Origin of the sequence: Pectobacterium hainanensis (assembly GCF_046237015.1) — a bacterium.
GTDB lineage: Bacteria > Pseudomonadota > Gammaproteobacteria > Enterobacterales > Enterobacteriaceae > JBJYIN01.
In genome coordinates, this window is the sequence record NZ_JBJYIN010000023.1 from 45,001 (window position 1) to 66,479 (window position 21,479).

General features: G+C 48.8%; 20 protein-coding genes and 1 tRNA gene. 11 read left to right on the forward strand and 10 right to left on the reverse strand.

What is annotated here, in order from left to right:
• Positions 1-70: 70 nt before the first annotated feature.
• From ubiA to ACKPVM_RS18815, 5 genes are all read right to left on the reverse strand, one after another.
• Complete coding sequence (gene ubiA / locus ACKPVM_RS18795; protein ID WP_409311328.1) at positions 71-934, reverse strand: 4-hydroxybenzoate octaprenyltransferase; 864 nt, start codon at positions 932-934, stop codon at positions 71-73.
• Positions 935-965: 31 nt separating this feature from the next.
• A complete protein-coding gene (gene ubiC / locus ACKPVM_RS18800) occupies positions 966-1,481 on the reverse strand; it encodes a chorismate lyase (RefSeq protein WP_409311329.1) in 516 nt (171 codons plus the stop codon).
• Positions 1,482-1,835: 354 nt separating this feature from the next.
• Positions 1,836-3,488, reverse strand: coding sequence for a chaperonin GroEL (groL, locus tag ACKPVM_RS18805; RefSeq protein WP_409311330.1), 1,653 nt, complete (start codon positions 3,486-3,488; stop codon positions 1,836-1,838).
• Positions 3,489-3,534: 46 nt separating this feature from the next.
• Positions 3,535-3,828 carry a co-chaperone GroES gene (locus ACKPVM_RS18810; RefSeq protein WP_048636335.1) on the reverse strand — a complete coding sequence of 98 codons (294 nt, stop codon included), beginning with the start codon at positions 3,826-3,828 and terminating at the stop codon, positions 3,535-3,537.
• Between the two features lie 220 nt (positions 3,829-4,048).
• Positions 4,049-4,519 carry an FxsA family protein gene (locus ACKPVM_RS18815; RefSeq protein ID WP_409311331.1) on the reverse strand — a complete coding sequence of 157 codons (471 nt, stop codon included), beginning with the start codon at positions 4,517-4,519 and terminating at the stop codon, positions 4,049-4,051.
• A 404-nt stretch (positions 4,520-4,923) separates the two neighbouring features.
• On the opposite strand from ACKPVM_RS18815, the gene aspA reads away from it, so the two are divergent.
• From aspA to ACKPVM_RS18850, 7 genes are all read left to right on the forward strand, one after another.
• A complete protein-coding gene (aspA, locus tag ACKPVM_RS18820) occupies positions 4,924-6,363 on the forward strand; it encodes an aspartate ammonia-lyase (protein ID WP_409311332.1) in 1,440 nt (479 codons plus the stop codon).
• Between the two features lie 122 nt (positions 6,364-6,485).
• On the forward strand, positions 6,486-7,787 hold the full coding sequence (locus ACKPVM_RS18825) for an anaerobic C4-dicarboxylate transporter (RefSeq protein WP_409311333.1): 1,302 nt from the start codon (positions 6,486-6,488) through the stop codon (positions 7,785-7,787).
• A 135-nt stretch (positions 7,788-7,922) separates the two neighbouring features.
• On the forward strand, positions 7,923-8,255 hold the full coding sequence (gene cutA / locus ACKPVM_RS18830) for a divalent cation tolerance protein CutA (RefSeq protein ID WP_409311334.1): 333 nt from the start codon (positions 7,923-7,925) through the stop codon (positions 8,253-8,255).
• The gene (locus ACKPVM_RS18835) at positions 8,231-9,961 is read left to right on the forward strand and encodes a protein-disulfide reductase DsbD (protein ID WP_409311335.1); all 1,731 of its coding nucleotides are present in this window, start codon (positions 8,231-8,233) and stop codon (positions 9,959-9,961) included. The genes cutA and ACKPVM_RS18835 overlap by 25 nt, the downstream gene beginning before the upstream one ends.
• A 43-nt stretch (positions 9,962-10,004) precedes the next feature.
• Positions 10,005-10,580 carry a transcriptional regulator gene (locus tag ACKPVM_RS18840; RefSeq protein WP_409311336.1) on the forward strand — a complete coding sequence of 192 codons (576 nt, stop codon included), beginning with the start codon at positions 10,005-10,007 and terminating at the stop codon, positions 10,578-10,580.
• Between the two features lie 126 nt (positions 10,581-10,706).
• A tRNA-Phe gene (locus ACKPVM_RS18845) sits at positions 10,707-10,782 on the forward strand.
• Between the two features lie 161 nt (positions 10,783-10,943).
• Complete coding sequence (locus ACKPVM_RS18850; RefSeq protein WP_409311337.1) at positions 10,944-12,203, forward strand: tyrosine-type recombinase/integrase; 1,260 nt, start codon at positions 10,944-10,946, stop codon at positions 12,201-12,203.
• A 141-nt stretch (positions 12,204-12,344) separates the two neighbouring features.
• Here ACKPVM_RS18850 and ACKPVM_RS18855 read toward each other — a convergent pair whose 3' ends face one another.
• On the reverse strand, positions 12,345-12,515 hold the full coding sequence (locus ACKPVM_RS18855; protein ID WP_409311338.1) for a hypothetical protein: 171 nt from the start codon (positions 12,513-12,515) through the stop codon (positions 12,345-12,347).
• A gap of 140 nt (positions 12,516-12,655) precedes the next feature.
• Here ACKPVM_RS18855 and ACKPVM_RS18860 point away from each other — a divergent pair, with 140 nt between their 5' ends.
• Positions 12,656-12,997, forward strand: a complete 342-nt coding sequence (locus ACKPVM_RS18860) for a hypothetical protein (protein WP_409311339.1) — start codon at positions 12,656-12,658, stop codon at positions 12,995-12,997.
• Positions 12,998-13,452: 455 nt separating this feature from the next.
• Here the strand turns inward: ACKPVM_RS18860 and ACKPVM_RS18865 are convergent, their stop codons facing one another.
• Complete coding sequence (locus tag ACKPVM_RS18865; protein ID WP_409311340.1) at positions 13,453-13,776, reverse strand: hypothetical protein; 324 nt, start codon at positions 13,774-13,776, stop codon at positions 13,453-13,455.
• A 119-nt stretch (positions 13,777-13,895) separates the two neighbouring features.
• Between ACKPVM_RS18865 and mobC the strand changes: the two genes are divergently transcribed.
• The 3 genes from mobC to ccdB are packed head-to-tail and all read left to right on the forward strand — an operon-like array spanning position 13,896 to position 15,224.
• A complete protein-coding gene (gene mobC, locus ACKPVM_RS18870; RefSeq protein WP_409311341.1) occupies positions 13,896-14,639 on the forward strand; it encodes a MobC family replication-relaxation protein in 744 nt (247 codons plus the stop codon).
• A gap of 58 nt (positions 14,640-14,697) precedes the next feature.
• Positions 14,698-14,916, forward strand: coding sequence for a type II toxin-antitoxin system antitoxin CcdA (gene ccdA, locus ACKPVM_RS18875; RefSeq protein ID WP_015855076.1), 219 nt, complete (start codon positions 14,698-14,700; stop codon positions 14,914-14,916).
• Between the two features lie 2 nt (positions 14,917-14,918).
• Complete coding sequence (ccdB, locus tag ACKPVM_RS18880) at positions 14,919-15,224, forward strand: type II toxin-antitoxin system toxin CcdB (RefSeq protein ID WP_409311342.1); 306 nt, start codon at positions 14,919-14,921, stop codon at positions 15,222-15,224.
• A gap of 126 nt (positions 15,225-15,350) precedes the next feature.
• On the opposite strand, the gene ACKPVM_RS18885 is transcribed toward ccdB, so the two are convergent.
• From ACKPVM_RS18885 to ACKPVM_RS18895, 3 genes are all read right to left on the reverse strand, one after another.
• Entirely contained in the window at positions 15,351-16,487 is a 1,137-nt protein-coding gene (locus ACKPVM_RS18885; RefSeq protein WP_409311343.1) for a GIY-YIG nuclease family protein, read from the reverse strand.
• A gap of 124 nt (positions 16,488-16,611) precedes the next feature.
• Positions 16,612-18,621, reverse strand: a complete 2,010-nt coding sequence (locus tag ACKPVM_RS18890) for a DEAD/DEAH box helicase (protein WP_409311344.1) — start codon at positions 18,619-18,621, stop codon at positions 16,612-16,614.
• Positions 18,614-21,361: a class I SAM-dependent DNA methyltransferase gene (locus tag ACKPVM_RS18895; protein ID WP_409311345.1), complete on the reverse strand. Its 2,748-nt coding sequence runs from the start codon at positions 21,359-21,361 to the stop codon at positions 18,614-18,616. Before ACKPVM_RS18895 ends, ACKPVM_RS18890 begins: the two co-directional genes overlap by 8 nt.
• Between the last annotated feature and the right edge of the window lie 118 nt (positions 21,362-21,479).

Here is a 21,479-nt window from a genome sequence, read left to right on the forward strand (position 1 = left end):
CGGCACGAAAAAACAGCTACTCACACAAAAACGGCGGTTTATCCGCCGTTTTATTGAGAAATACCCCACCTTATAACCCGAAGACTACGCCAGCAAATAGCGCAATACCAACATAGTTATTGTTATGGAAAGCTTTAAAACAGGCTTCACGCTCCCGTCCTGCGGTCAATATTTGCTGGTAAATAAACAAGCCAGCGGCAACCAATAACGAAATATAAAAAGCGCTACCCAATGCGGTGATATACCCCAATGCCGCCATCAGTAACAGCATACTTAATTGTAATAAGCCGATGATTAACGTATCAAATCGACCAAACAGAATTGCTGTCGACTTAATCCCGATCTTGAGATCGTCATCTCGATCAACCATGGCATATTGGGTATCGTACGCCACCGTCCAGCAAATATAGGCCAAGAACATCAGCCAACAGGTTAGCGGTAATGCACCACTAACGGCGGCATAGGCCATGGGGATGGACCATCCAAACGCCGCGCCTAAGACAAACTGTGGCAAATGGCTCACGCGCTTCATAAAAGGGTATATCCAGGCTAACGCCAGCCCGGCAACGGAAAGCCAGATAGTCATCCTGTTTAACGTCAACACCAGACCAAATGCTAGCAAAACCAGAATGACAAATAGCACTTTGGCCGATTGTTCGCTGACTGCACCACTGGGCAAAGGCCGCAAAGCGGTACGTTTCACATGCCCATCAAAATGGCGGTCAGCATAATCATTGATCACACAACCGGCCGCTCGCATTAAAAACACGCCTGCGACGAACACAAACAGGATCCACGGTCCGGGTATACCACGGCCCGCCATCCATAAGGCCCATAACGTTGGCCATAGCAGCAACAGGGAGCCTATCGGCTTATCAATACGCATCAAACGACAGTAAGCCAGCCATTTTCCCGTCGTTATACTTCTTTCCAACGGACTTATCTCCTCAATTACCGATTAGCCTTCACAGGCTAACCGTAGAATAAAGCGGTGATCCTGGTAAAAAAAGTTCAGTCAACAAAAACGGACTACCGGAAAGGCGCAAACGAGAACGCCGTGCCCACAGGCCACCGCCGCATCCGGTATGAATATAATCCCGCGTTAACCCTTCATACCGAAACAGGTAACGACCTAAAGGCTCAGTGCCAATATCCTTCAAAGCAGAGCCAGCACCATCCAACGTTTGTCGGGGGATAAGTGTTCGGCCAAACAACCAAGGCTGCTTGTCACCATAAAGCACCACCTCGCGTAGCCAGTAATGCTCGCTTAGGGGCAAATGATCGCATTCATCGCCGAGCTCATACGGCGTAACAAAACGCTCTGTGCACAACATCACCGTCAGTTGAGTGCAATAGCTTTCCAAGCGTTTCGTCATCGACCCTGTTTCCATCAGCCAACTTCCAATATGCTCAGGCAAGGCTAAAGGTGGTTCAGTAAACCATTCAATGGAGCGCAGAAGCGTCGGCGCGTCATCAGACATTTCCCTACTCCGCTCAGGGTTGTTTCGTAAATAAAGTAAACGACCCACATTGTAGCGCAGAATGGGTTGGCAATAACACGTTATGCACCCATTGCCCCCAATATCTCAGCTTTTTATTGGTCTTTGCCGGAGGTAAAGCATCATTAATTTTAAAGGAAAAATAGAAAACAACAGGATAAAAAGACACAGACAATATTAAGTAAAAAAGCATAGAAACAGGGGAAAACAATGAACAGGTCAAAAAGAAAAGCACCGTCCAGCAATAGGTAGCCAGACAGTGCTTTTTCAACAACAAATCAATAAATGCAAAACGCATCAAACTGCCATCGGGATATCCGATGACAAAATGCTGCCTTACATCATTCCACCCATACCGCCCATGCCGCCCATACCACCAGCAGCACCTAAGTCAGCTTTATCGTCTTTAGGCAGATCGGTCACCATACATTCGGTGGTGATCATCAGGCCAGCGATAGATGCGGCATATTGCAGAGCAGAACGGGTAACTTTGGTTGGATCCAGAATACCGAAGTCCAGCATATTACCGTATTCTTCCGTTGCAGCATTGTAACCGTAGTTGCCTTCACCATCTTTCACGTTGTTGGCAATAACAGATGCTTCTTCACCAGCGTTAACGACGATCTGGCGCAGCGGAGATTCCATTGCGCGTAGCGCAACTTTGATACCCACGTTCTGATCTTCGTTGTCGCCTTTCAGGCCAGAAACAGAAATAGAAGCTGCTGCACGGATCAGCGCTACACCACCACCGGCAACCACACCTTCTTCTACGGCAGCGCGGGTTGCATGCAGAGCATCTTCAACACGTGCTTTCTTCTCTTTCATTTCAACTTCAGTTGCTGCGCCAACTTTGATAACGGCTACGCCGCCAGCCAGTTTAGCCACACGCTCTTGCAGTTTTTCTTTGTCGTAGTCTGACGTTGCATCTTCAATCTGCTGACGAATCTGGGTAACACGACCCTGAATAGCGCCTTCATCGCCCACGCCATCAATGATAGTCGTGGTGTCTTTATTGATAACAACGCGTTTAGCCTGACCCAGATCTTCCAGCGTCGCTTTTTCCAGTTCCAGACCGATTTCTTCCGAAATTACTGTGCCCGCAGTCAGCGTCGCAATATCTTGCAGCATAGCTTTACGGCGATCGCCGAAGCCCGGCGCTTTTACCGCAGCCACTTTAACAATACCACGCATGGTGTTAACAACCAGCGTTGCCAGCGCTTCGCCTTCAACATCTTCTGCAATAATCAGCAGTGGTTTACCGGCTTTGGCTACTGCTTCCAACACAGGCAGCAACTCGCGGATGTTGGAGATTTTCTTATCGGCCAACAGGATGAATGGGCTTTCTAATTCAACAGAACCCGTTTCAGGTTTGTTGATGAAGTAAGGGGACAGGTAGCCACGGTCAAACTGCATACCTTCAACAACGTCAAGTTCGTCTTGCAGGCCAGTGCCTTCCTCAACAGTAATAACGCCTTCTTTGCCCACTTTTTCCATCGCTTCTGCAATCAGTTTACCTACGGTGTCATCTGAGTTTGCAGAGATGGTACCAACCTGAGCGATCGCTTTGAAATCAGAGCAAGGCACAGATTGTTTCTTCAATTCTTCAACAGCAGCGATAACTGCTTTATCGATACCGCGTTTCAGATCCATCGGGTTCATGCCAGCAGCAACGGCTTTCAAACCTTCAGTGATGATGGACTGAGCCAGTACGGTTGCTGTCGTGGTGCCGTCGCCTGCTGCGTCGTTCGCTTTAGAGGCAACTTCTTTCACCATCTGTGCGCCCATGTTTTCGAATTTATCTTCCAATTCGATTTCACGTGCAACAGAAACACCATCTTTAGTAATGGTCGGTGCACCGAAGGATTTATCCAGTACAACGTTACGGCCTTTAGGCCCCAGGGTAACCTTCACTGCATCAGCCAGTACATTCACGCCACGCAACATTTTTACGCGAGCGTCATTACCGAATTTTACGTCTTTAGCTGCCATTGGTGTATTTCCCTTAAATTCGTTCAGTTCAAATGATTACGCGTAATTACGCTTCAACAATTGCCAGAATGTCGCTTTCGGACATGATCAACACTTCTTCGTTGTCGATCTTTTCCGCTTTCACGCCATAGCCATCATTGAAAATAACGATATCGCCTACTTTCACATCCAGCGGTTTCACTTCACCATTTTCCAGGATGCGACCATGCCCGATGGCCAGCACTTCACCACGGGTAGATTTACCTGCAGCGGAGCCGGTCAGAACGATACCGCCAGCAGATTTGGACTCAACTTCTTTGCGCTTGACGATCACGCGGTCATGCAATGGACGAATTTTCATTGATAGCTCTCCTTTGAGAAAGTCCACATCAGTTTTAGGATAAACGCCAGACACATCATTATATCCGGCCTTGTGGTCTTCTAAGTGGGGACATTTCCAACCCCTTCAAGGGAAGGAAGACATTTTTTTTGCGTTAAGTCTCTTCTTTTCGCACATTTAAAACTAAAAAACAAAATTTATCAATGAGATAGACATTTACACCGTAGGCGCAATCTTGTCGTCAACGATCGTCTTTTTCATCTCGATGTTCGATATTCCCGCGAGTGTCGTCTTTACGTTGATATTCGCCTTCAAAAGTATTTCCATCTGAAGATGTCGAGCCAGAACCCGGACGCCAAATGTGCAAATGCGGCATGAGTTTTAGTGTCAGATGCTTTTGAACCGGCGGTAATAACAGCAACAGGCCGAGAAAATCAGTAAAAAAGCCCGGCACCAGCAGTAAAAAACCCGCCAGCACTAATGACACACTTTTCACCATTTCCGCAGCCGGGCTTTCCCCGGCTGCCATTTTCTGTTGCATTTGAAGGATGGTTTTCATTCCCTGATTGCGCACTAACGACACGCCAACACAAGATGTAAACACCACCAGTAATAGCGTTATCGCAACACCAAGCACCTCTGCCACCTGGATAAACAGAGAAATCTCCACATAAGTGAAAAGAAAGATTAAGACTAACGGTAACCAGCGCACCCGGCTCTCCTGTGTTTTGAAAACGCATCCTGTTGAAAACAGGAATAATGATTGATTTTTTAATATTTTCTTTAAAACCAATGTGTTATTAAAAAAAACATGACCACACGTGGCGGAATAACACATTATAATTTACTGAGATGGTAGCGCAGAGCCACATTTTCAAGCAGTACCCCTACGGTTTATTGTTTCAAAATAGTTGCGCGTGATGGTTATCACAGTTCATTTACCCAGACCGTATGGAACGATCAGATAGTGATCCAGGCTACTATTTTTTGTTTTCTGGTCAGAATATCATCACGGCAACAGATGCAGTCATGGTCAAACATTCTGTAGCTGTTGCTCGTGGTAATATAATCGGTTAAACCAAACTCTCGTCAGCAGCCAAACAAGAGAAGGCTTTCATGTCAGATAATATTCGTATTGAAGAAGACCTGTTAGGTACACGGGAAGTTCCCGCCGACGCTTATTACGGTATTCATACCCTGCGGGCTATCGAGAATTTTTACATTAGCAACAACAAGATAAGCGACATTCCTGAATTTGTTCGCGGCATGGTTATGGTGAAAAAAGCGGCGGCACTGGCAAATAAAGAGCTGCAAACCATTCCTCGGAAAATCGCTGACGTTATCATTCAAGCCTGCGATGAGGTATTGAATAACGGCAGATGCATGGATCAATTCCCGATCGATGTTTATCAAGGCGGTGCGGGCACCTCAGTGAACATGAACACCAATGAGGTGCTAGCCAATATTGGTCTGGAACTGATGGGGCATGCAAAAGGGGAATATCAATATTTAAATCCGAATGACCACCTGAATAAATGTCAATCAACGAACGACGCTTACCCAACTGGCTTTCGTATTGCCGTCTATGCATCAATTCTAAAGTTAATTGATGCTCTGACACAGCTAGGTGATGGATTTGAACGTAAAGCTAAAGAGTTTGAGCTCGTCTTGAAGATGGGCCGAACCCAGCTCCAGGACGCCGTCCCGATGACGCTGGGCCAGGAATTCCATGCTTTTAACGTGTTACTGAAAGAAGAAAACAAAAACCTGCTACGCACGGCAGAATTGCTACTTGAAGTGAATCTGGGCGCGACCGCAATCGGCACCCGGCTGAATACGCCGGATGGTTACCAACAGCTTGCGGTACAGCGATTAGCAGAGGTGAGCGGTTTGCCCTGTATTCCGGCAGAAGATCTCATTGAAGCCACCTCAGACTGCGGTGCTTATGTGATGGTGCATTCGTCACTGAAACGCCTGGCGGTGAAATTATCTAAAATCTGTAACGACCTGCGTTTGCTCTCTTCCGGACCTCGTGCGGGCTTGAATGAAATTAATTTGCCTGAATTACAGGCAGGTTCTTCAATCATGCCGGCCAAAGTCAATCCAGTCGTGCCGGAAGTTGTCAATCAAGTGTGTTTTAAAGTCATCGGTAATGACACCTGCGTCACGATGGCATCGGAGGCCGGGCAACTACAGTTAAACGTGATGGAACCGGTTATCGGTCAGGCGATGTTTGAATCAACCCACATTCTGACCAACGCCTGTTACAACCTGCTGGAAAAATGTGTCAACGGCATCACTGCCAACAAAGAAGTCTGTGAGGCTTACGTCTTTAATTCTATCGGTATCGTCACCTATCTGAACCCATTTATCGGCCATCACAACGGCGATATTGTCGGCAGGATCTGTGCCGAAACCGGCAAGAGCGTACGAGAAGTCGTACTGGAGCGTGGTCTACTGACGGAAGCGGAGCTGGATGACATTTTCTCTATCCAGAACCTGATGCATCCGGCATACAAGGCCAAACGTTACACCGATGAGAACGAGACGCCCTAAGTTCACGATCTCATCCTTATCAGGCACGCCCGTTTCTAAAGAACAGCGTGCCTTTGTTTTATGCTTCGCACAGAGATAAGAAAAACTGATACCTGATTTTTTTATTAAAAAGGAGCATTGTTATGGTCGTCATTGAGCTAATCATCGTCCTGCTTGCCATTTATCTGGGGGCACGGCTCGGAGGTATCGGCATTGGTTTTGCCGGTGGGCTGGGTGTACTGATCCTCACACTAGGATTTCAGATAAAACCCGGCGCTATCCCGTTTGATGTTATTGAAATCATCATGGCGGTTATCGCCGCTATCGCCGCCATGCAGGTTGCCGGCGGAATGGATTATCTGGTCAGTCTTGCAGAAAAACTATTACGTCGACAGCCGAAATACGTGACTTTCCTTGCGCCATTGGTCACTTATTTCATGACAATCCTTGCGGGAACCGGTCATACGGCGTTTTCTACCCTCCCGGTGATCGCTGAAGTCGCAAAAGAACAGGGGATTCGTCCCTCACGTCCCCTTTCCATCGCCGTCGTGGCTTCGCAAATCGCGATCACCGCCTCTCCAATTTCTGCCGCCGTGGTCTTCGTAGCGGGCATTCTTGAGCCTCACGGTGTCAGCTACCTGATGCTATTGGGAATTTGCATTCCCACCACCCTGGCGGCAGTATTGCTCACCGCTATCGTCACCAACTTTCTGGGCAAAGAGCTAAAAGATGACGAAATTTATCAGGAGCGTCTGAAAAAAGGTGAAACGTTGCTACGCGGTAATACAAAACTGGACATCAAACCGGGTGCCAAACGTTCAGTAACACTGTTTCTGGTTGGTATCGTTGCCGTCGTACTCTATGCCACCGCAATTAGTGACACCGTCGGATTGATTTCAAACCCGGTTCTGCCACGTAACGAAGCCATCGTGGTATTCATGCTGACCATTGCGACGCTCATCTGTATCACCTGTAAACTGGATACCGCGCAAATACTTTCCGCCAGCACGTTCAAATCCGGTATGAGTGCCTGCGTGTGCGTCATGGGTGTGGCGTGGTTAGGTGATACGTTTGTTAAAGCCCATATCGCCGATATTCAGGGGACAGCAGGGGCGTTATTGCAGAATTACCCGTGGATGCTGGCTGTGGTACTGTTCTTTGCCGCTACGCTGCTTTACTCTCAGGCAGCCACGGCAAAAGCGCTAATGCCGGCGGCACTACTACTGGGCGTGTCACCCGTCACCGCCGTTGCTTCGTTCGCCGCTGTTTCTGCCTTGTTCGTTCTGCCTACCTATCCAACACTGTTGGCTGCGGTAGAAATGGATGACACTGGCTCAACCCGAATCGGCAAATTCGTCTTCAACCACTCTTTCCTGATCCCCGGCGTGTTAGCCATTGTTTTGTCAGTCACTTTCGGCTTCCTCCTTGGCAATATTCTGCTATAGGTACGGTATCAGCTGAGGTCACCTTACGGTTCGCGCCATTGGGGCGAACCGTATCATTCCCCTAACATCGCAAAGCAAGGTATAGTGTCTTTTCTGTACGTTCGAAATTTTGTTTACCTGACACCTGAGGATACGATGTCTGACCGTTCTGCTTGCGAAGCCGTCGTCATACTATGTACCGCACCTGACGAAGATTGTGCGCAACATCTTGCCAAACAACTACTGGAAGCACAGCTTGCTGCTTGTGTAACATTATTGCCCGGCGCAAGGTCACTCTATTTTTGGGAAGGAAAACTTGAGCAGCAGTCTGAAGTCCAGATGCTGATCAAAAGCGACATTTCACACCAACAATCCCTGTTGGAACACCTGAAATACCACCACCCTTATGACACCCCAGAGCTTCTGGTATTGCCAGTAGTGGCGGGCGATAGCGATTATCTGACATGGCTCAACGCATCTTTACGCTGATTTTCCTGTTATGGACGGCTTTTAGCCCCCCCAGTGTGGCCGCCTCTTCTTTCGGCCAAAAGTTATTTGGTAACAGCACGACATCACGCTTTTTGCCGGTAGATGGTGCTTTCGCTTTTGAGTTTCAGCAGCAGGAGAACCAACTCAACCTGCGTTGGAATATCCATCCGGATTACTACCTGTACCGTGCGCAAATCAAGATCGAAGGCAACGGCGCCACGCTTGGCAAGGTGGAGCTGCCGCAGGGCGAAAGCCATAACGACGAGTTCTTCGGTCAAGTCTTTATCCTGCGGGATCGGCTGGCGCTAACGGTTCCCATTCAACAGGCCGAAAACGGCGCGACGGTTAAAGTCACCTATCAAGGCTGCGCCGATGCGGGTTTCTGCTATCCGCCGGAAACGCGCATCGTTCCTCTCAGTCAGGTGCTGGCTAACGCGGGCACAGATACATCGAATACCGCGTCAGCCCAGACGGCAACGCCGCAGAGCACACCGATGCCTTTCTCCCCGTGGTGGGCGCTGTTAATTGGTATTGGCGTCGCCTTTACCCCCTGCGTCCTGCCGATGTACCCGCTGATTGCCAGCTTGGTGCTGGGTAGAAAAGAACAACTGACGCCGCGCCGCACGCTGCTGCTGTCGATGACCTACGTTCAGGGCATGGCGCTGACCTACACGCTGCTCGGGTTGGTTGTCGCTGCCGCCGGATTACGCTTTCAGGCCGCGCTCCAGCATCCGTACATTCTGATTGGCCTGTCGGTGATGTTTGCTGCGCTGGCGCTGTCCATGTTTGGCCTGTATACACTCCAGCTCCCGTCATCGGTACAAACCCGACTGACAGAATGGAGCAACCGTCAGCAAGGCGGCTCCGTCACTGGCGTATTCTGCATGGGCGCATTGGCTGGGCTAATTTGTTCCCCCTGCACCACCGCTCCGCTTAGTGCCATCCTGCTTTATATCGCCCAGAGTGGCAACATGCTGGCAGGTGGCGGCACGCTCTATCTCTACGCGCTCGGAATGGGTTTACCGCTCATTCTGGTCACGCTGTTCGGCAACAAACTGCTACCGCGCAGCGGCCCGTGGATGCAGTACGTTAAGGAAGCGTTTGGTTTCATTATTCTGGCACTGCCCGTTTTTCTGCTGGAGCGCATTCTCGGCGAGACTTGGGGAATACGCCTGTGGAGCGCCCTAGGTATCGCCTTCTTCGGCTGGGCTCTCATGCTGACGCTGCGCAGTAGCAAAGGCTGGATGCGCGGCGTACAGCTATTGCTGCTGGCAGGTGTGGTGATCAGCGCCAAACCGCTGCAAGACTGGGTATTCCCCCCAACAAGCGTGGCGCAAACTCATACTTCAGCACTAAATTTTGCCCCTGTCGCCAATATTGCCGATCTCAACAACGCGCTGGCAAACAGTCATCAGCCTGTTATGCTCGATCTTTACGCTGACTGGTGTGTGGCCTGTAAAGAGTTCGAGAAATATACGTTCAGCGACCCAGCGGTGCAAACCCATCTGTCACGCATCACGCTGTTACAGGCAGATGTCACCGCCAACCGCGATGAACAAAACGCACTGCTGAAAAAACTACAGGTTTTAGGGCTACCGACTATCGTCTTTTTTGACGCACAGGGGAAAGAGATCCCCGGTTCGCGCGTCACCGGTTTTATGAACGCTGAACAATTTCAGGCACATTTGCAGACGTTCCGCCCATAAACGACACTTTCAATTCGCTTGTTGTGCTTCTGGAGGAGACCTAATGCAACGGGAAGACGTACTTGAACATGCGCTTACGCTACTGGAGCAGCACGGTTTTGCCATGACGACACTGGATATGCTGGCGGAGAGGCTGGGGGTTCCAGTAGAAGAACTGACGCCATTCTGGCCGGATCGGGAGGCGCTGCTGTACGACGGCCTGCGTCACCACAGTCAGCAGGTCGATACCTGGCGGCGTCAGCTTCTCTTAGACGACGAGAAAACCATCGAGCAGAAACTGCTGGCGCGCTATCAGGTGTTGCATGAGTCGGTGAATAAACAGCGCTATCCAGGCTGCTTGTTTATTGCGGCATGCAGCTTCTTTCCTGATATCAATCACCCTATCCACCAGATTGCGGAACAGCAAAAGCTGGCGTCTTACCGCTATACCCGCGATTTGCTGGAAGAGCTGGAAACGGACGATCCTGAAATGGTGGCACAGCAGATGGAATTGATTCTGGAAGGCTGCCTGAGCAACCTGCTGGTCAAGCATCAAGCCACCAGCATCGCTACCGCCCAACGGCTGGCAGAAGATGTATTACGCTTTGCGCTGTGTCGTAAAAACGGCGCACTCACCTGATTTCAGACACAAAATGCGGTAAAGCCCGTAGTTTGGCTGAAAAGTCAGCAGTCAGCAGGGTTTTCCGCGCTTTCGTTGATAAACCCGTTGACGCCACGCGGCCAATACGGTTTAATGCGCCCCGTTGCCCGGATAGCTCAGTCGGTAGAGCAGAGGATTGAAAATCCTCGTGTCCTTGGTTCGATTCCGAGTCCGGGCACCACCTTTCCTTTTTTATGCTTCCTTATCAATCCCTATGTTATTGCGATTCAATAAGTTGGCGTAAAAATCTTTTCCGATGCGTTTTGATTTATCCCTTCGTATCGGGGAATTTGTGGGTCAGATTGCGGGTCATTCAGTTCGATGAACGGGAGTGACCCTCACATGTTAACTGACAGCAAAATCCGATCCGCGAAACCTCTCGCAAAATCTTACAAACTCACTGACTCGCAAGGCCTGTACCTCACGGTATCCACCAGCGGCGCTAAGCTATGGTATTTCCGCTATCGTTTCGGCGGTAAAGAAAGCCGTCTGGCCTTTGGCCCCTACCCTCAAACCACGCTGGCAGAGGCCCGCGAAAAGCGCGATGCGGCACGTAAGCTATTGGCATCCGGCATCAGCCCTTCTCAGCTTCGCAAGGCGAACAACCCCGCCGTTGATGAATCCCGCACCTTTCAGTCTGTCACAATGGCGTGGCACAGCAGTTGCCTCAAGCTCTGGTCGGACGCGCACGCCGATAAAATTCTCACCTGTCTGAAACGCTACGTTTTCCCCATGATTGGCGCGATGGATATCGCGCAGGTTGAAACCCGCCATCTTGCGCAATTGGTTAAGGCGATTGACGATAAAGGCGTGCATGACGTCGCCGGACGGGTACGCCAGCACCTGACCAAAATCATGCGCCACGCCGTGCAGCAGGGCGCCATCAAATACAATCCGGCTTACGATTTAGATGGCGTCGTGACCCCGGTTACGACCCAACATCACCCCGCCCTACCGCTGAAACGCCTGCCTGAACTGCTGGGGAAGATGGAGAACTACAAAGGCCGGATGCTGACCCGTCTGGCGCTGGAGCTGAATCTGCATGTGTTTCTGCGTTCCAGTGAACTCCGCTTTGCCCGCTGGGATGAATTTAACCTGAAAGCGCATATCTGGAGCGTGCCCGCCCAACGTGAAGCGGTAAACGGCGTGCGATTCTCAGAGCGTGGCGCAAAAATGAAGGATGAACATCTGGTGCCGCTGTCACGGCAGGCAGTCGCCCTGCTGAAACAGATTCAGGCGATTTCTGGCGAATCGGTCTTCGTTTTTCCCGGCGCACATACCCTGAACAAGCCGATGAGTGAAAACACCATCAACAAAGCATTGCGCGTGATTGGCTATGACACCAAAACCGAAATCTGCGGCCACGGCTTCAGAACCATGGCCTGTAGCGCCCTGAACGAGTCCGGACGCTGGTCAAAGGATGCCATTGAGCGGCAGATGAGCCACAAAGAGCGCAACGGCGTGCGGGCTGCCTATGTGCATAAAGCGGAGCATCTGGAAGCCAGAATCGAAATGATGCAGTGGTGGTCGGATTATCTGGACGTTAACCGCGACGGCTACGTCGCACCGTATATTTATGCGCGGAGTCATTCAGCAGGCTAACGCGCTGCGCTTGTTGGCTCCTGACGGGCTTTCTATGTGATAGAAAACCCGTCAGGAGCGTTGTCGTAAAATCATTCGGGCATTCGGCCAAACGTCTCTTACACGTTAGGATTTGCTACATCGACTGGCTCAAACCACCGTTCAGCCTTTTGGTTCAATACCGCGAGTCTGGATTTCCTTACGCAGAACACGCTTGATCCACGTCGCCAATGTCTTATCGCCATCCTTATGGGCTTGTTCTTCTAACTGCGCACGAAACTCGTGGGACAGCCGAATTTGATACTGGTCTGTTTTTGATTTTTCGCTTGACATTGTAATTACAAATTCCATAGCATGGTATAGTTGTAATTACACCGCAATTACATGGTGTTTTGCAACAGTAAAGAACGAAGCCCGGCAGTGCTAGGAACACTAACCGGGCCTCTGACCACAACATTATGAGGACTAATGCTATGGCTGACACCAATAGTAACACGGGCTCGTCTTATCAATCACTGCCGGATTATGAGAACCGTTACTCCGCCATGAGTGCCGCGCTGGCGCGTCTGGACTTTTCACACATGGACAATGACGAACTCTCGAGGGTCACAGAATATTGCGCCGAAACACAGGCAGGGCTTTGCCATTGTCTGAATTTCATTGGCGATGCGCTGATTACCTTTGCCGATAATGACGTGTGCGAATCCACGCCGGAAAGTTTATGCCAGTTGGGGCACGGGTTAACGGCAATCAGTTTACTCATCCCTGCCCTTACCACGATGCACAAACGCGCACATTCACTCACCGCCAGATAGTCATCTGAATATAGCCAGCCTGATTAAAGCTCTGCCGTTAGGCCAGAGCTTTTTTGCTTTCGTGGCTCAATAACAATAATTCTCCCTATCCGATATTGAGTTGTTTGCAGGCATCCTCCCCCTTTCCCGATAGCCTTCCCTACTGGCTGATTCCAGTGGGGAGAAGGCATGTCTGAACGTTTTATTTTCGCAACATTTACAGCGCTCAACAGGCCATTCAGGCACGACGCAGGACGCGACGGGGTTAGGCGGGTGAAGGCCTGCGCCTCGCGGGCATTCACCTGTGGCGTGAGGCGAGTAAATTCAATTTCGCAGAAATTGCTAATTTGCGTCGCCCGAACCCACCCGCGAGCGTTTCCCCCAAGGGAAACCGAGCAGGCCGGGGGGAGCCGAATAAATTTTGCCGCCCCAGCGAGCAAAAAGACGCGCCCACGCGTCGGTTTATTTGGGGGGCATCAGCCCCGCACACCGTCGCGGCTAAGTCTCCGGCCACCAGCCGGTAGCGAGGCGCGACTACCCGCTTTGAAGGCGTTTTCCCATTTTTTCGCTGACCGGAACGGGCAAAAGAAAAAGTGGGCTAAAAACGGCGTCTCAAAGGGGGTAGTCGCGCGTAGCGTGCGACGGTGTGCCGCCGTTGACGTTGGGGGTTTTGGCGTGGCGTCCAGCCGCGACATTACCCCCATGCGACAGGGAATAAGGGCGTCCAGCCCGCATGAACTGGCGCACGCCGTTTTGTGCCGGGAAATGTATTTTCCGGCGCATGGCTGCGAAGCGGCCACCCCATTCACCTCATGCTGTCGGCACATCGCATGGGCGCATGTCATTCACGGAAATATGAGCCGAGGCCATGAGGCGAGAAAGACGAAAAAGAAAAGCAGCCAGAGACAAAGGAGGATCAATGCTAATTTCTGATTACCGTGAACGCCGCGAACGTCATTGCGAAAAGATCCAGATACTTATCAACTTCCTGAAAGAAGAAACCTACAGCGATTTTAAAACGCTGATGCTGCTTTTTGATTATAAAAATCACAAGCCGCTTTATCTGCTGCTGGCAAAGGCCATCGACATGGGATTCATTCAAAAGCAGACGTTTTGCACAAGGATGGAGAAAATCTCACTGTGGGGGATCACCAACGACGGATTGGCCACAGTCGTCACGCCAGATGATGAGGGTTTTCCTGCGCGCTTCGAGCCTGCGAAAGTCACTAGCTGGACGTTGGAACATCACCTTGATAATCAGCTCGCACGGCTCATTCTGGAAAAGAAAGGCGCTTATGGATGGCTGCACGGCGACCGCCCGACATTTCGTAGCCATTATCGAACCACACACCGCCCGGATGGGGTAATAACACTCCCGAATGGAACGGTCATCGCGATTGAAACCGAGCGCCGCCTGAAAACCAAAGCCCGTTATCAGACGATTATCACTAATCATTTGCTGGCTCGTACTCAAAAGCACTGGATGTACGTTTTCTATGTCGTGCCAGATCCACAGAAAAAACTGGCTCTCGAACTGCTATTAAATAGCGTCAGACACGCCATCGTGAATCATCAGCGCATCCCGCTGGAAGCGAAACACCGTCATGTTTTCCGGGTTTATACGGTTGAGGAGTTGAAGGGGTTGGATTTGAATCTTGGCTAATTGCTGAACAATCATGTGAAGTATATACTCAAAGTATGTACAAGAGAGGAGCACTATCATGAAACACCGCGTCAGCGTTACCGTGGACAAAGACAATTATCAGGTTCTGAGTGCTGCCGGAGTCAATATTTCTGGGCTGGTGAATGACGCCATTGGCAAAGAAGCCCGCCGCATCAAAGCAGAGGAGTGGAAGAAAGAAAACCGCGAAGGAATGGAGGAAGTCGCCCGATTTATCGCACAGAATGGCTCCTTTGCGGATGAAAACAGGAATTGGTGATCATGCAATTCATTGTTTATCAATATAAAAGAGCCAGTCACTACACAATGCTTGTCGATGTGCAAAGTGATATTGTCGAGACGCCCAAGCGCCGCATGGTCATTCCTCTTATTGAATCACATAACCTGTCTGAGAAAGTGAATAAGACGTTATTCCCGCTGATTCGCATCGATGGGGAAGATTATCGGCTGATGACGACTGAACTATCGAGCGTTCCCGTTGAGGTCATAGGTGAAGAAATTGCGGATCTTGGCGAGTATGCGGATGAGATTAAGGATGCTATCAATCTGATGTTTTGGGGGATTTGAGGGGGAGTTCATTGTGCTTGCATCAAGTCTTATGCATAGCGTCTCTTAAGCTGAGTACAATCAGTATGTCGGAAGAGCTCTAAAAGTGAATGCCTCAGCTTATTGGTATATTTACAGGCCATAGCCTTATAACCCAGGGTGTTTCGCAATAATTTTCCCAGTCGTATTATCCAGTCGGTACTGCGAAATAGTTCCGTCCACAATGTGTTGGATCACCGCCTGAACTGTAGTCAATGGGACATTAAACCACTCTCTGGGAGAATAGACCTGACCGTTGTGGCTTTTGAGCGTAATATTGAGCCGACGGGCAGCAAGGAAACCATGTACCAATGCCTCTAATTTTTGGGCATTGAGGTTAAAGCACTGGCTGGTAGCCACAATCCTGACTGGTGCTTCGAGGAAAGTGCGGTCTTTCTGGGCATGTTCAATGCGTTGTTCCACGGTTGTTTCGGTAAAGCCAATCTTGTAAAGGCTTTGTTTATAAGGAATAAGCGCGGGGTCTGTACTCGTTGTGGCGAGCACATAAACCAAGCCGGTCGGCACCGCAGTATCTGATGGTTGCAACGTCTCGCCATTGAGTTGCACCTTGCGCCCTTCTTTATCTCTCACCAAGCCGTGAGTTAAGGATTGATAGAGCATGTTCATTTCGGTGCCATTCTCAAATATCAGCCGCAATCGGGCGTTGTAGGTCCGATATTCTTCCAAACGTTCACCAGCACTATGCACATACCCGAGTAACCCATTAAGAATAAAAAAATCGCCTTCAATAATTTTCAATTTATGGGTAAAACGCTCAAGACCAAAAGCCCCATCTTTTAAGCCTTTATGCAGGTGACGAAACAGTGGTTCAAAACGCGGGAAGTCGTGACAAGGCTGGCGCTGGGCAATTTCATCTGGCTGCTCTTTTTTGTCAGCGGAAACATACTGTAAGCTGAAGATGTCAGGTTCCGCAAAATCTAATAAACCGTCCTCGTCGTCGGCAAAAATATCCTCTAAAGAAGTCACCAGTTCTGATTTGTTGACGTAGGGTATTGGCTCTGGTTCAGCGACTAGCGGGGTTCTATCATTTTCAAGATGATTTGAAGCCAGAAGCCCCCGGCAATCCAGCGTTTGCAACGAAGCGCATATGTTGGGGTTTTCTTTAATGATGCGCAATCGCCTTGCCAGGCGTTTTTCATCCAGAGAAGCGGTGCTGTTTTCAGTTGGCAGACGACCATACCGATCGTAAAACGCGGCAATTTCAGCAAACTGATTGCCAGCCAAATCGACAGGTCTCGCTTTGTGCTTCAGGGGGTGAACATTCAATAAACAGAGATCATCTTCTTCACTGAGGATCTCATCTAATGTTGATTTGGCCGCTAATCGCGTCGTCGATAACCGGATCATTTTACTGCTCCTGATTAGCCAGCTTCTGCTGTTTCATTTTGCGGATAAAGGCCAGCGCTTCGGCATAACGCTTCTCAATCGGATCACTGGCATTCAACGATGGTTCTCTCTGTTGTTCTCGGGTGAATTGCTTAATCTTAGGCCAAAGAATAATTGCCTCTTCTTCGGAGACCTGCGATCGGCTGGCGCTTACCGCTTCCTGAATGGTTTTCAGCATAGGCGCAGTTACCGATTTAGAGAGAATTTCATAAGCACCATGGAACGGATTCACCGCATCTATCAGGTCTATATCCAGATTATCAATGCAGATGAATTTTTCACCCATTTTCAGGAACTGTTTACCTGCAACACCGTTAGCTGATTCCTCTTCAGCACCATTCTCCATATCCACAATGCCATCCTGCGGCAGGTTTTCCCCATCAACCACGCCCCCTTTCTGAGTGATCAACATACTTTGTAATACTCCCAGACGTACCTGTTCCTGTTCTTCTTCGGTCAAATCTGGGTAAAGCGTCTGAATCACTGCTGGCAAAGCCACTTGAGTAAAAGTTTCGTGGGGTGTGGTTTCACTAATTGTCTCTTTGACCAACTGTTCGTTAGTCATCAGAGTCGCCATAATTTCGTTCTTGTCACTGTTCAGAATATCCAGCACTTTCGGGGATACCGGAGAGGTTGCGGAATCATCTACAAGCAAAGTATTGGGTGGCAGTGGCTGACCGTCCCATTGAGAACGAGGCTTAAACTGAATGTTAGGAGCCAGAATCTGCTCCATCAATAAGGACGTGGTTATCGCCTTAAGCATATTATTGACCGAGGCCTTCACATCATCATCCTGTGCATCGGGTTGAGCGATGAGATTGGTAAACTGAGCATGCATTTTTCCCTTACAATCTCGGGTCGCCCGGCCGATAATCTGCACAATTTCTGTTAGAGAGCTGCGATAACCAATCGTCAATACATGTTCACAGTAAGGCCAGTCAAACCCTTCTTTCGCCATGCCTAAGGCGATGATGATGTCCATGTCATCAGCCGCTTTAATATTACGTAAATACGCCTGAATTTTGGATCGTTCGTTAGGATTATCATCAACCAGATTGGCTAATTTGATCTCACAGCCATTTTTTCTCGCAATATGGTAAACCCCTGTCAAAGGATCGCGTTTTATCACGTTGCCAAGCACATCGATGATAGAATCGACCTCTCCGTATTTATCTTTGGTTGATTCACCGGAATTGACATTCGGAATATGAATAATCGTTTTTTTGCTGATATCGAGTACCGAGGGCAATGCATCAATATAACGTCCCTGATAAAAATGATAGCCAATCCCTAGAGATTTAAGATATTGATAGCCGTTTAGCTGCTCGTAATAGGTGTATGTCACCTTAGTGAATAGCGCTTCATCCCCAGGCAACAGGATCGGCACGGTATCGCCTCGGAAGTATGATCCGGTCATGGCAATGATATGCGCACTCGATTTTTGTATGAGCACGTCAATAAGATTACCAAGCCGGTTATCACCATCGGCAGAAACATGGTGAAACTCATCAATAGCCACCAGGCAATTATCGAAATCTGTTACCAGTAATTTATCAAAAGCAAAACGCAAGGTTGCATGAGTACATATCAGAATACGTTCTTTGCCGGACATAAAGCGTTGGAAAGCCTGAACCTTACCCGCTTCCCCGCCATCCACACACAGATTGTTCTCGGATTTAACACGCCAGTCAGCAAAAAAGCCTTTTTCGGTTAAACAGGTGCCCTGAAAAGAGCCTCCGATAGACTTTTCCGGAACGGCGACAATCACTTTTCGCACGCTCTGATTTTCCAGCTTATCCAGCCCCAGAAACATTAACGCACGTGATTTCCCCGAAGCCGGAGGGGCCTTGATCAATAGATACTGACTGTTGCGTTCAGCAAAAGCACGGGCTTGCATTTCACGCATCCCCATCGAATTTAGGCTGGTACTCTGGCCTGTTTGGCTATATTCAACATGCAATAAGTTATTCATTATGGTTTCCTGCGTTGGCCGGTGTTCTGCTCTTTCTTGATTTAGCCTGAGTTGCTGTCAGTTTCTGTGTAAGTGCTTCATAGCGTGCCAACAGGCAGCTTAAGCGGTCGGCGGCATCTTTGAATGGGCGCTCACGGTAAAGTCGATCCACCGCTTTATCGAGGGAATGATGGGCGGTTAACAGCTTTTGCGGCATCTTGTCGGGATCATAGAGTTCAGCCAGCGTATGGCCGGGAAATTCTTCACGGATTAAAATCACGTCTTCGGCAAGTATCTCGATTTCTTTGCGTTGTATTGCGGTAACTTCAGGCCAGGGAAAAGGGTTGTAAACTACCGATGCAGAATAGCGATAGTCACTTTTCAACCTGCCAGCTACCAACCTCATCCAGTCGTTATGTATCAAGGAAGAAAGTATTCCAAATTCATAAAGTGAACCATCAGGGAGAATAAAATTCGCATCTGAGGATATTATTTCAAAATTAAAAAAACCTAATGGAACATAATGCCGTCTTGCTGATGAAACTCGCGGAATAAGAATATAGTTACCTGATACTGGCTGCCTATTCTCATCAAAAAGATGAGCTTTTTCAGATTTTAATCTTGTCGCAATTTTCGAGCTTTTTAGCCTAAATTCACAAACAGCGGCAATTCGTTCTTTTATAGATATTGGCATTGTTTTTAACTGCTCATGAGCTGCATTAACTAACCATAAACACCAACGTTCTTTTCCATTTAAAAACTCATCAGAGCCTAATATTCTTTTTATCCATCGTTCGACCTGTGGTTCTTCTTTTAGCAATTGGTCTCGCTCTTTTCTATTTAGCATTAGGTGACCGCCTTCTGTAGGTTTATTACCATACAATAAAGGCAATGATCCATTTACTAACGGTTTGTTGCATATACAAACAGCAATGTTATCACCCTCAATCAAATACGGACTGATGTTACTGACCTGTTTACAATGCCACTCTCCATCGACTCTCTGATAAAGCTTTCGTGTTTTTGATTGAGCTGATAATCCGATGATAATGACATGAACCGCAGCTTTATCACGGGCATTATTTGCCCATGGAAATGTTGGGTATGCAAAATGGATATTCAGCCCAAGGGAAAAAATTGGCGGCCACAGTGTCGCAACCTGCTCTCCCTGACAAATGGAATTGGTTGCCACCAGAGCCAGCTCAGCACGTGAATGTTGAATGTATTGCGCCCCTTTCCAGAACCAGCAAGCAACAAAATCTAAGGCTCCTAACGCTTTGAAGTCGCTAAATACAACCTGCATATCAGCACGTTGCTCATCTGAACGTCCCAGTGTTCCTAAAAAGGGTGGGTTACCGATTACATACACTTCGTCATCAGCTTGCTTAGGGCAGACCTGATGCCAGTCAAGACGTAAACTATTACCACTATGAATATTGCCACTTTCACGCAGCGGCAATGCCGGTGGCGCAAAACCAAACGCTTTTTCCCACTGACTATTCACCTGGTGTTCCGCCAGCCAGAGGGATAACCGGGCAATCTGGCAGGCGAAGTCATCAATCTCAATGCCGTAAAACTGTGACAAGTGAAGACCGCTCATTGAAAATGTTTGAGGTTCCAGCTCACGCAGAGCCTCAATCACTTCTATTTCCAGTTTGCGCAACGCTTTGTAGGCCACGATCAGGAAATTACCGGACCCACAGGCTGGGTCGAATACTTTGATCTTACCGAGCCGTACCAGCAATGCCTTGAGTCCCTTGACATTGTTACGTTGTTTATCCAATTCAATACGTAACGGATCAAGAAACAGTGGCTGAATCACCTTCATGATATTGCGATATGAGGTGTAATGTTGCCCTAAGCGGCTACGCTGCTCCACATCAATCACGGCCTGAAACATGCTGCCAAAAATGTCCGGGTTAATTTCACTCCAGTTCATGGCGCCGCACTCGAGTAAGAGCTTACGCCCTTTTTTTCCCAATTCGGGAACCGGTTCATCGCTGGCAAACAATCCACCATTTACATACGGAAATGCTGCCAGATGGGCGGGCAGCCTTTGCCGTTGTGGGCTGTCAGGCTTCTCATCTAACACACCAAATAACTGATAAAGAAATGCATCCAGATCGCTGCCATCTTCTTCGGTAAAACCTTTAACAGCAGAAGTGAACTGGGAGAGGGCAAAAATACCGGTGTCTTCGGCAAAGAGGCAAAATAACAAGCGAGTCAGGAAGACGTTAAGAGCATGAATATCTTCAGACTTGCTGAGGTCATTGCGAACTCGGATGAGGTCAAATAATCTCCCCATCTTCTCAGCGGCTTTCACATCAGCAGGGTTTTCACTGCTGATAATGGCTTTTTCAAGGCCCACTAATGGCAGAAAGAAACCGTAGTTGCTATGTAACTCGTCCATCTCAATGTCGAGCCGCTCTTTGCTCGCGGTATCCCAAGCCAAAAAGCGAGTAAAATCAGTGACCAGTACGAAGCGGATTTTGTTTTTAGCTATCGCTGGGTCATCAACGTACTGATGGATCAGATCCTCAAGATCTTCTCCTTCCGCAGCAGACTGAAACCAGAGTTTATTCCTAATACCGACCTGACCAGGCTCTTTAGCGATGTTACGGCTACTGCCCTGACGCACCTGTGTAATCGTTGATTTAGGAAAATCAAATGCGGTCATAAAACCGTAAATGAATTCGTCGCGATTAAGCTCGTGGGTTATCTGTTCAAGCTGCTCGAAAATCCTCGCCTGATTAACTGCCATACATGATCCTTCAGAATACATAACTTGTTTTTTGTCACCACTATATATCGTTTGTGGTTAAACCAACAATTACGCAGATGAGCGTTATCGGGCGATCTGGCATTCTCCTTCCTTTTGA

Bases quoted from the DNA above. Each gene is read 5' to 3' on its own strand.
- ACKPVM_RS18810 (WP_048636335.1), bottom strand. From the start codon at position 3,828: ATGAAAATTCGTCCATTGCATGACCGCGTGATCGTCAAGCGCAAAGAA.
- ACKPVM_RS18850 (WP_409311337.1), top strand. From the start codon at position 10,944: ATGTTAACTGACAGCAAAATCCGATCCGCGAAACCTCTCGCAAAATCT.
- mobC (WP_409311341.1), top strand. From the start codon at position 13,896: ATGCTAATTTCTGATTACCGTGAACGCCGCGAACGTCATTGCGAAAAG.
- ccdB (WP_409311342.1), top strand. From the start codon at position 14,919: ATGCAATTCATTGTTTATCAATATAAAAGAGCCAGTCACTACACAATG.
- ACKPVM_RS18855 (WP_409311338.1), bottom strand. From the start codon at position 12,515: ATGTCAAGCGAAAAATCAAAAACAGACCAGTATCAAATTCGGCTGTCC.
- ACKPVM_RS18890 (WP_409311344.1), bottom strand. From the start codon at position 18,621: ATGAATAACTTATTGCATGTTGAATATAGCCAAACAGGCCAGAGTACC.
- ACKPVM_RS18860 (WP_409311339.1), top strand. From the start codon at position 12,656: ATGGCTGACACCAATAGTAACACGGGCTCGTCTTATCAATCACTGCCG.
- ACKPVM_RS18895 (WP_409311345.1), bottom strand. From the start codon at position 21,361: ATGGCAGTTAATCAGGCGAGGATTTTCGAGCAGCTTGAACAGATAACC.
- ACKPVM_RS18835 (WP_409311335.1), top strand. From the start codon at position 8,231: ATGGCTCAACGCATCTTTACGCTGATTTTCCTGTTATGGACGGCTTTT.
- ACKPVM_RS18840 (WP_409311336.1), top strand. From the start codon at position 10,005: ATGCAACGGGAAGACGTACTTGAACATGCGCTTACGCTACTGGAGCAG.
- groL (WP_409311330.1), bottom strand. From the start codon at position 3,488: ATGGCAGCTAAAGACGTAAAATTCGGTAATGACGCTCGCGTAAAAATG.
- aspA (WP_409311332.1), top strand. From the start codon at position 4,924: ATGTCAGATAATATTCGTATTGAAGAAGACCTGTTAGGTACACGGGAA.
- ACKPVM_RS18825 (WP_409311333.1), top strand. From the start codon at position 6,486: ATGGTCGTCATTGAGCTAATCATCGTCCTGCTTGCCATTTATCTGGGG.
- ccdA (WP_015855076.1), top strand. From the start codon at position 14,698: ATGAAACACCGCGTCAGCGTTACCGTGGACAAAGACAATTATCAGGTT.
- cutA (WP_409311334.1), top strand. From the start codon at position 7,923: ATGTCTGACCGTTCTGCTTGCGAAGCCGTCGTCATACTATGTACCGCA.
- ubiC (WP_409311329.1), bottom strand. From the start codon at position 1,481: ATGTCTGATGACGCGCCGACGCTTCTGCGCTCCATTGAATGGTTTACT.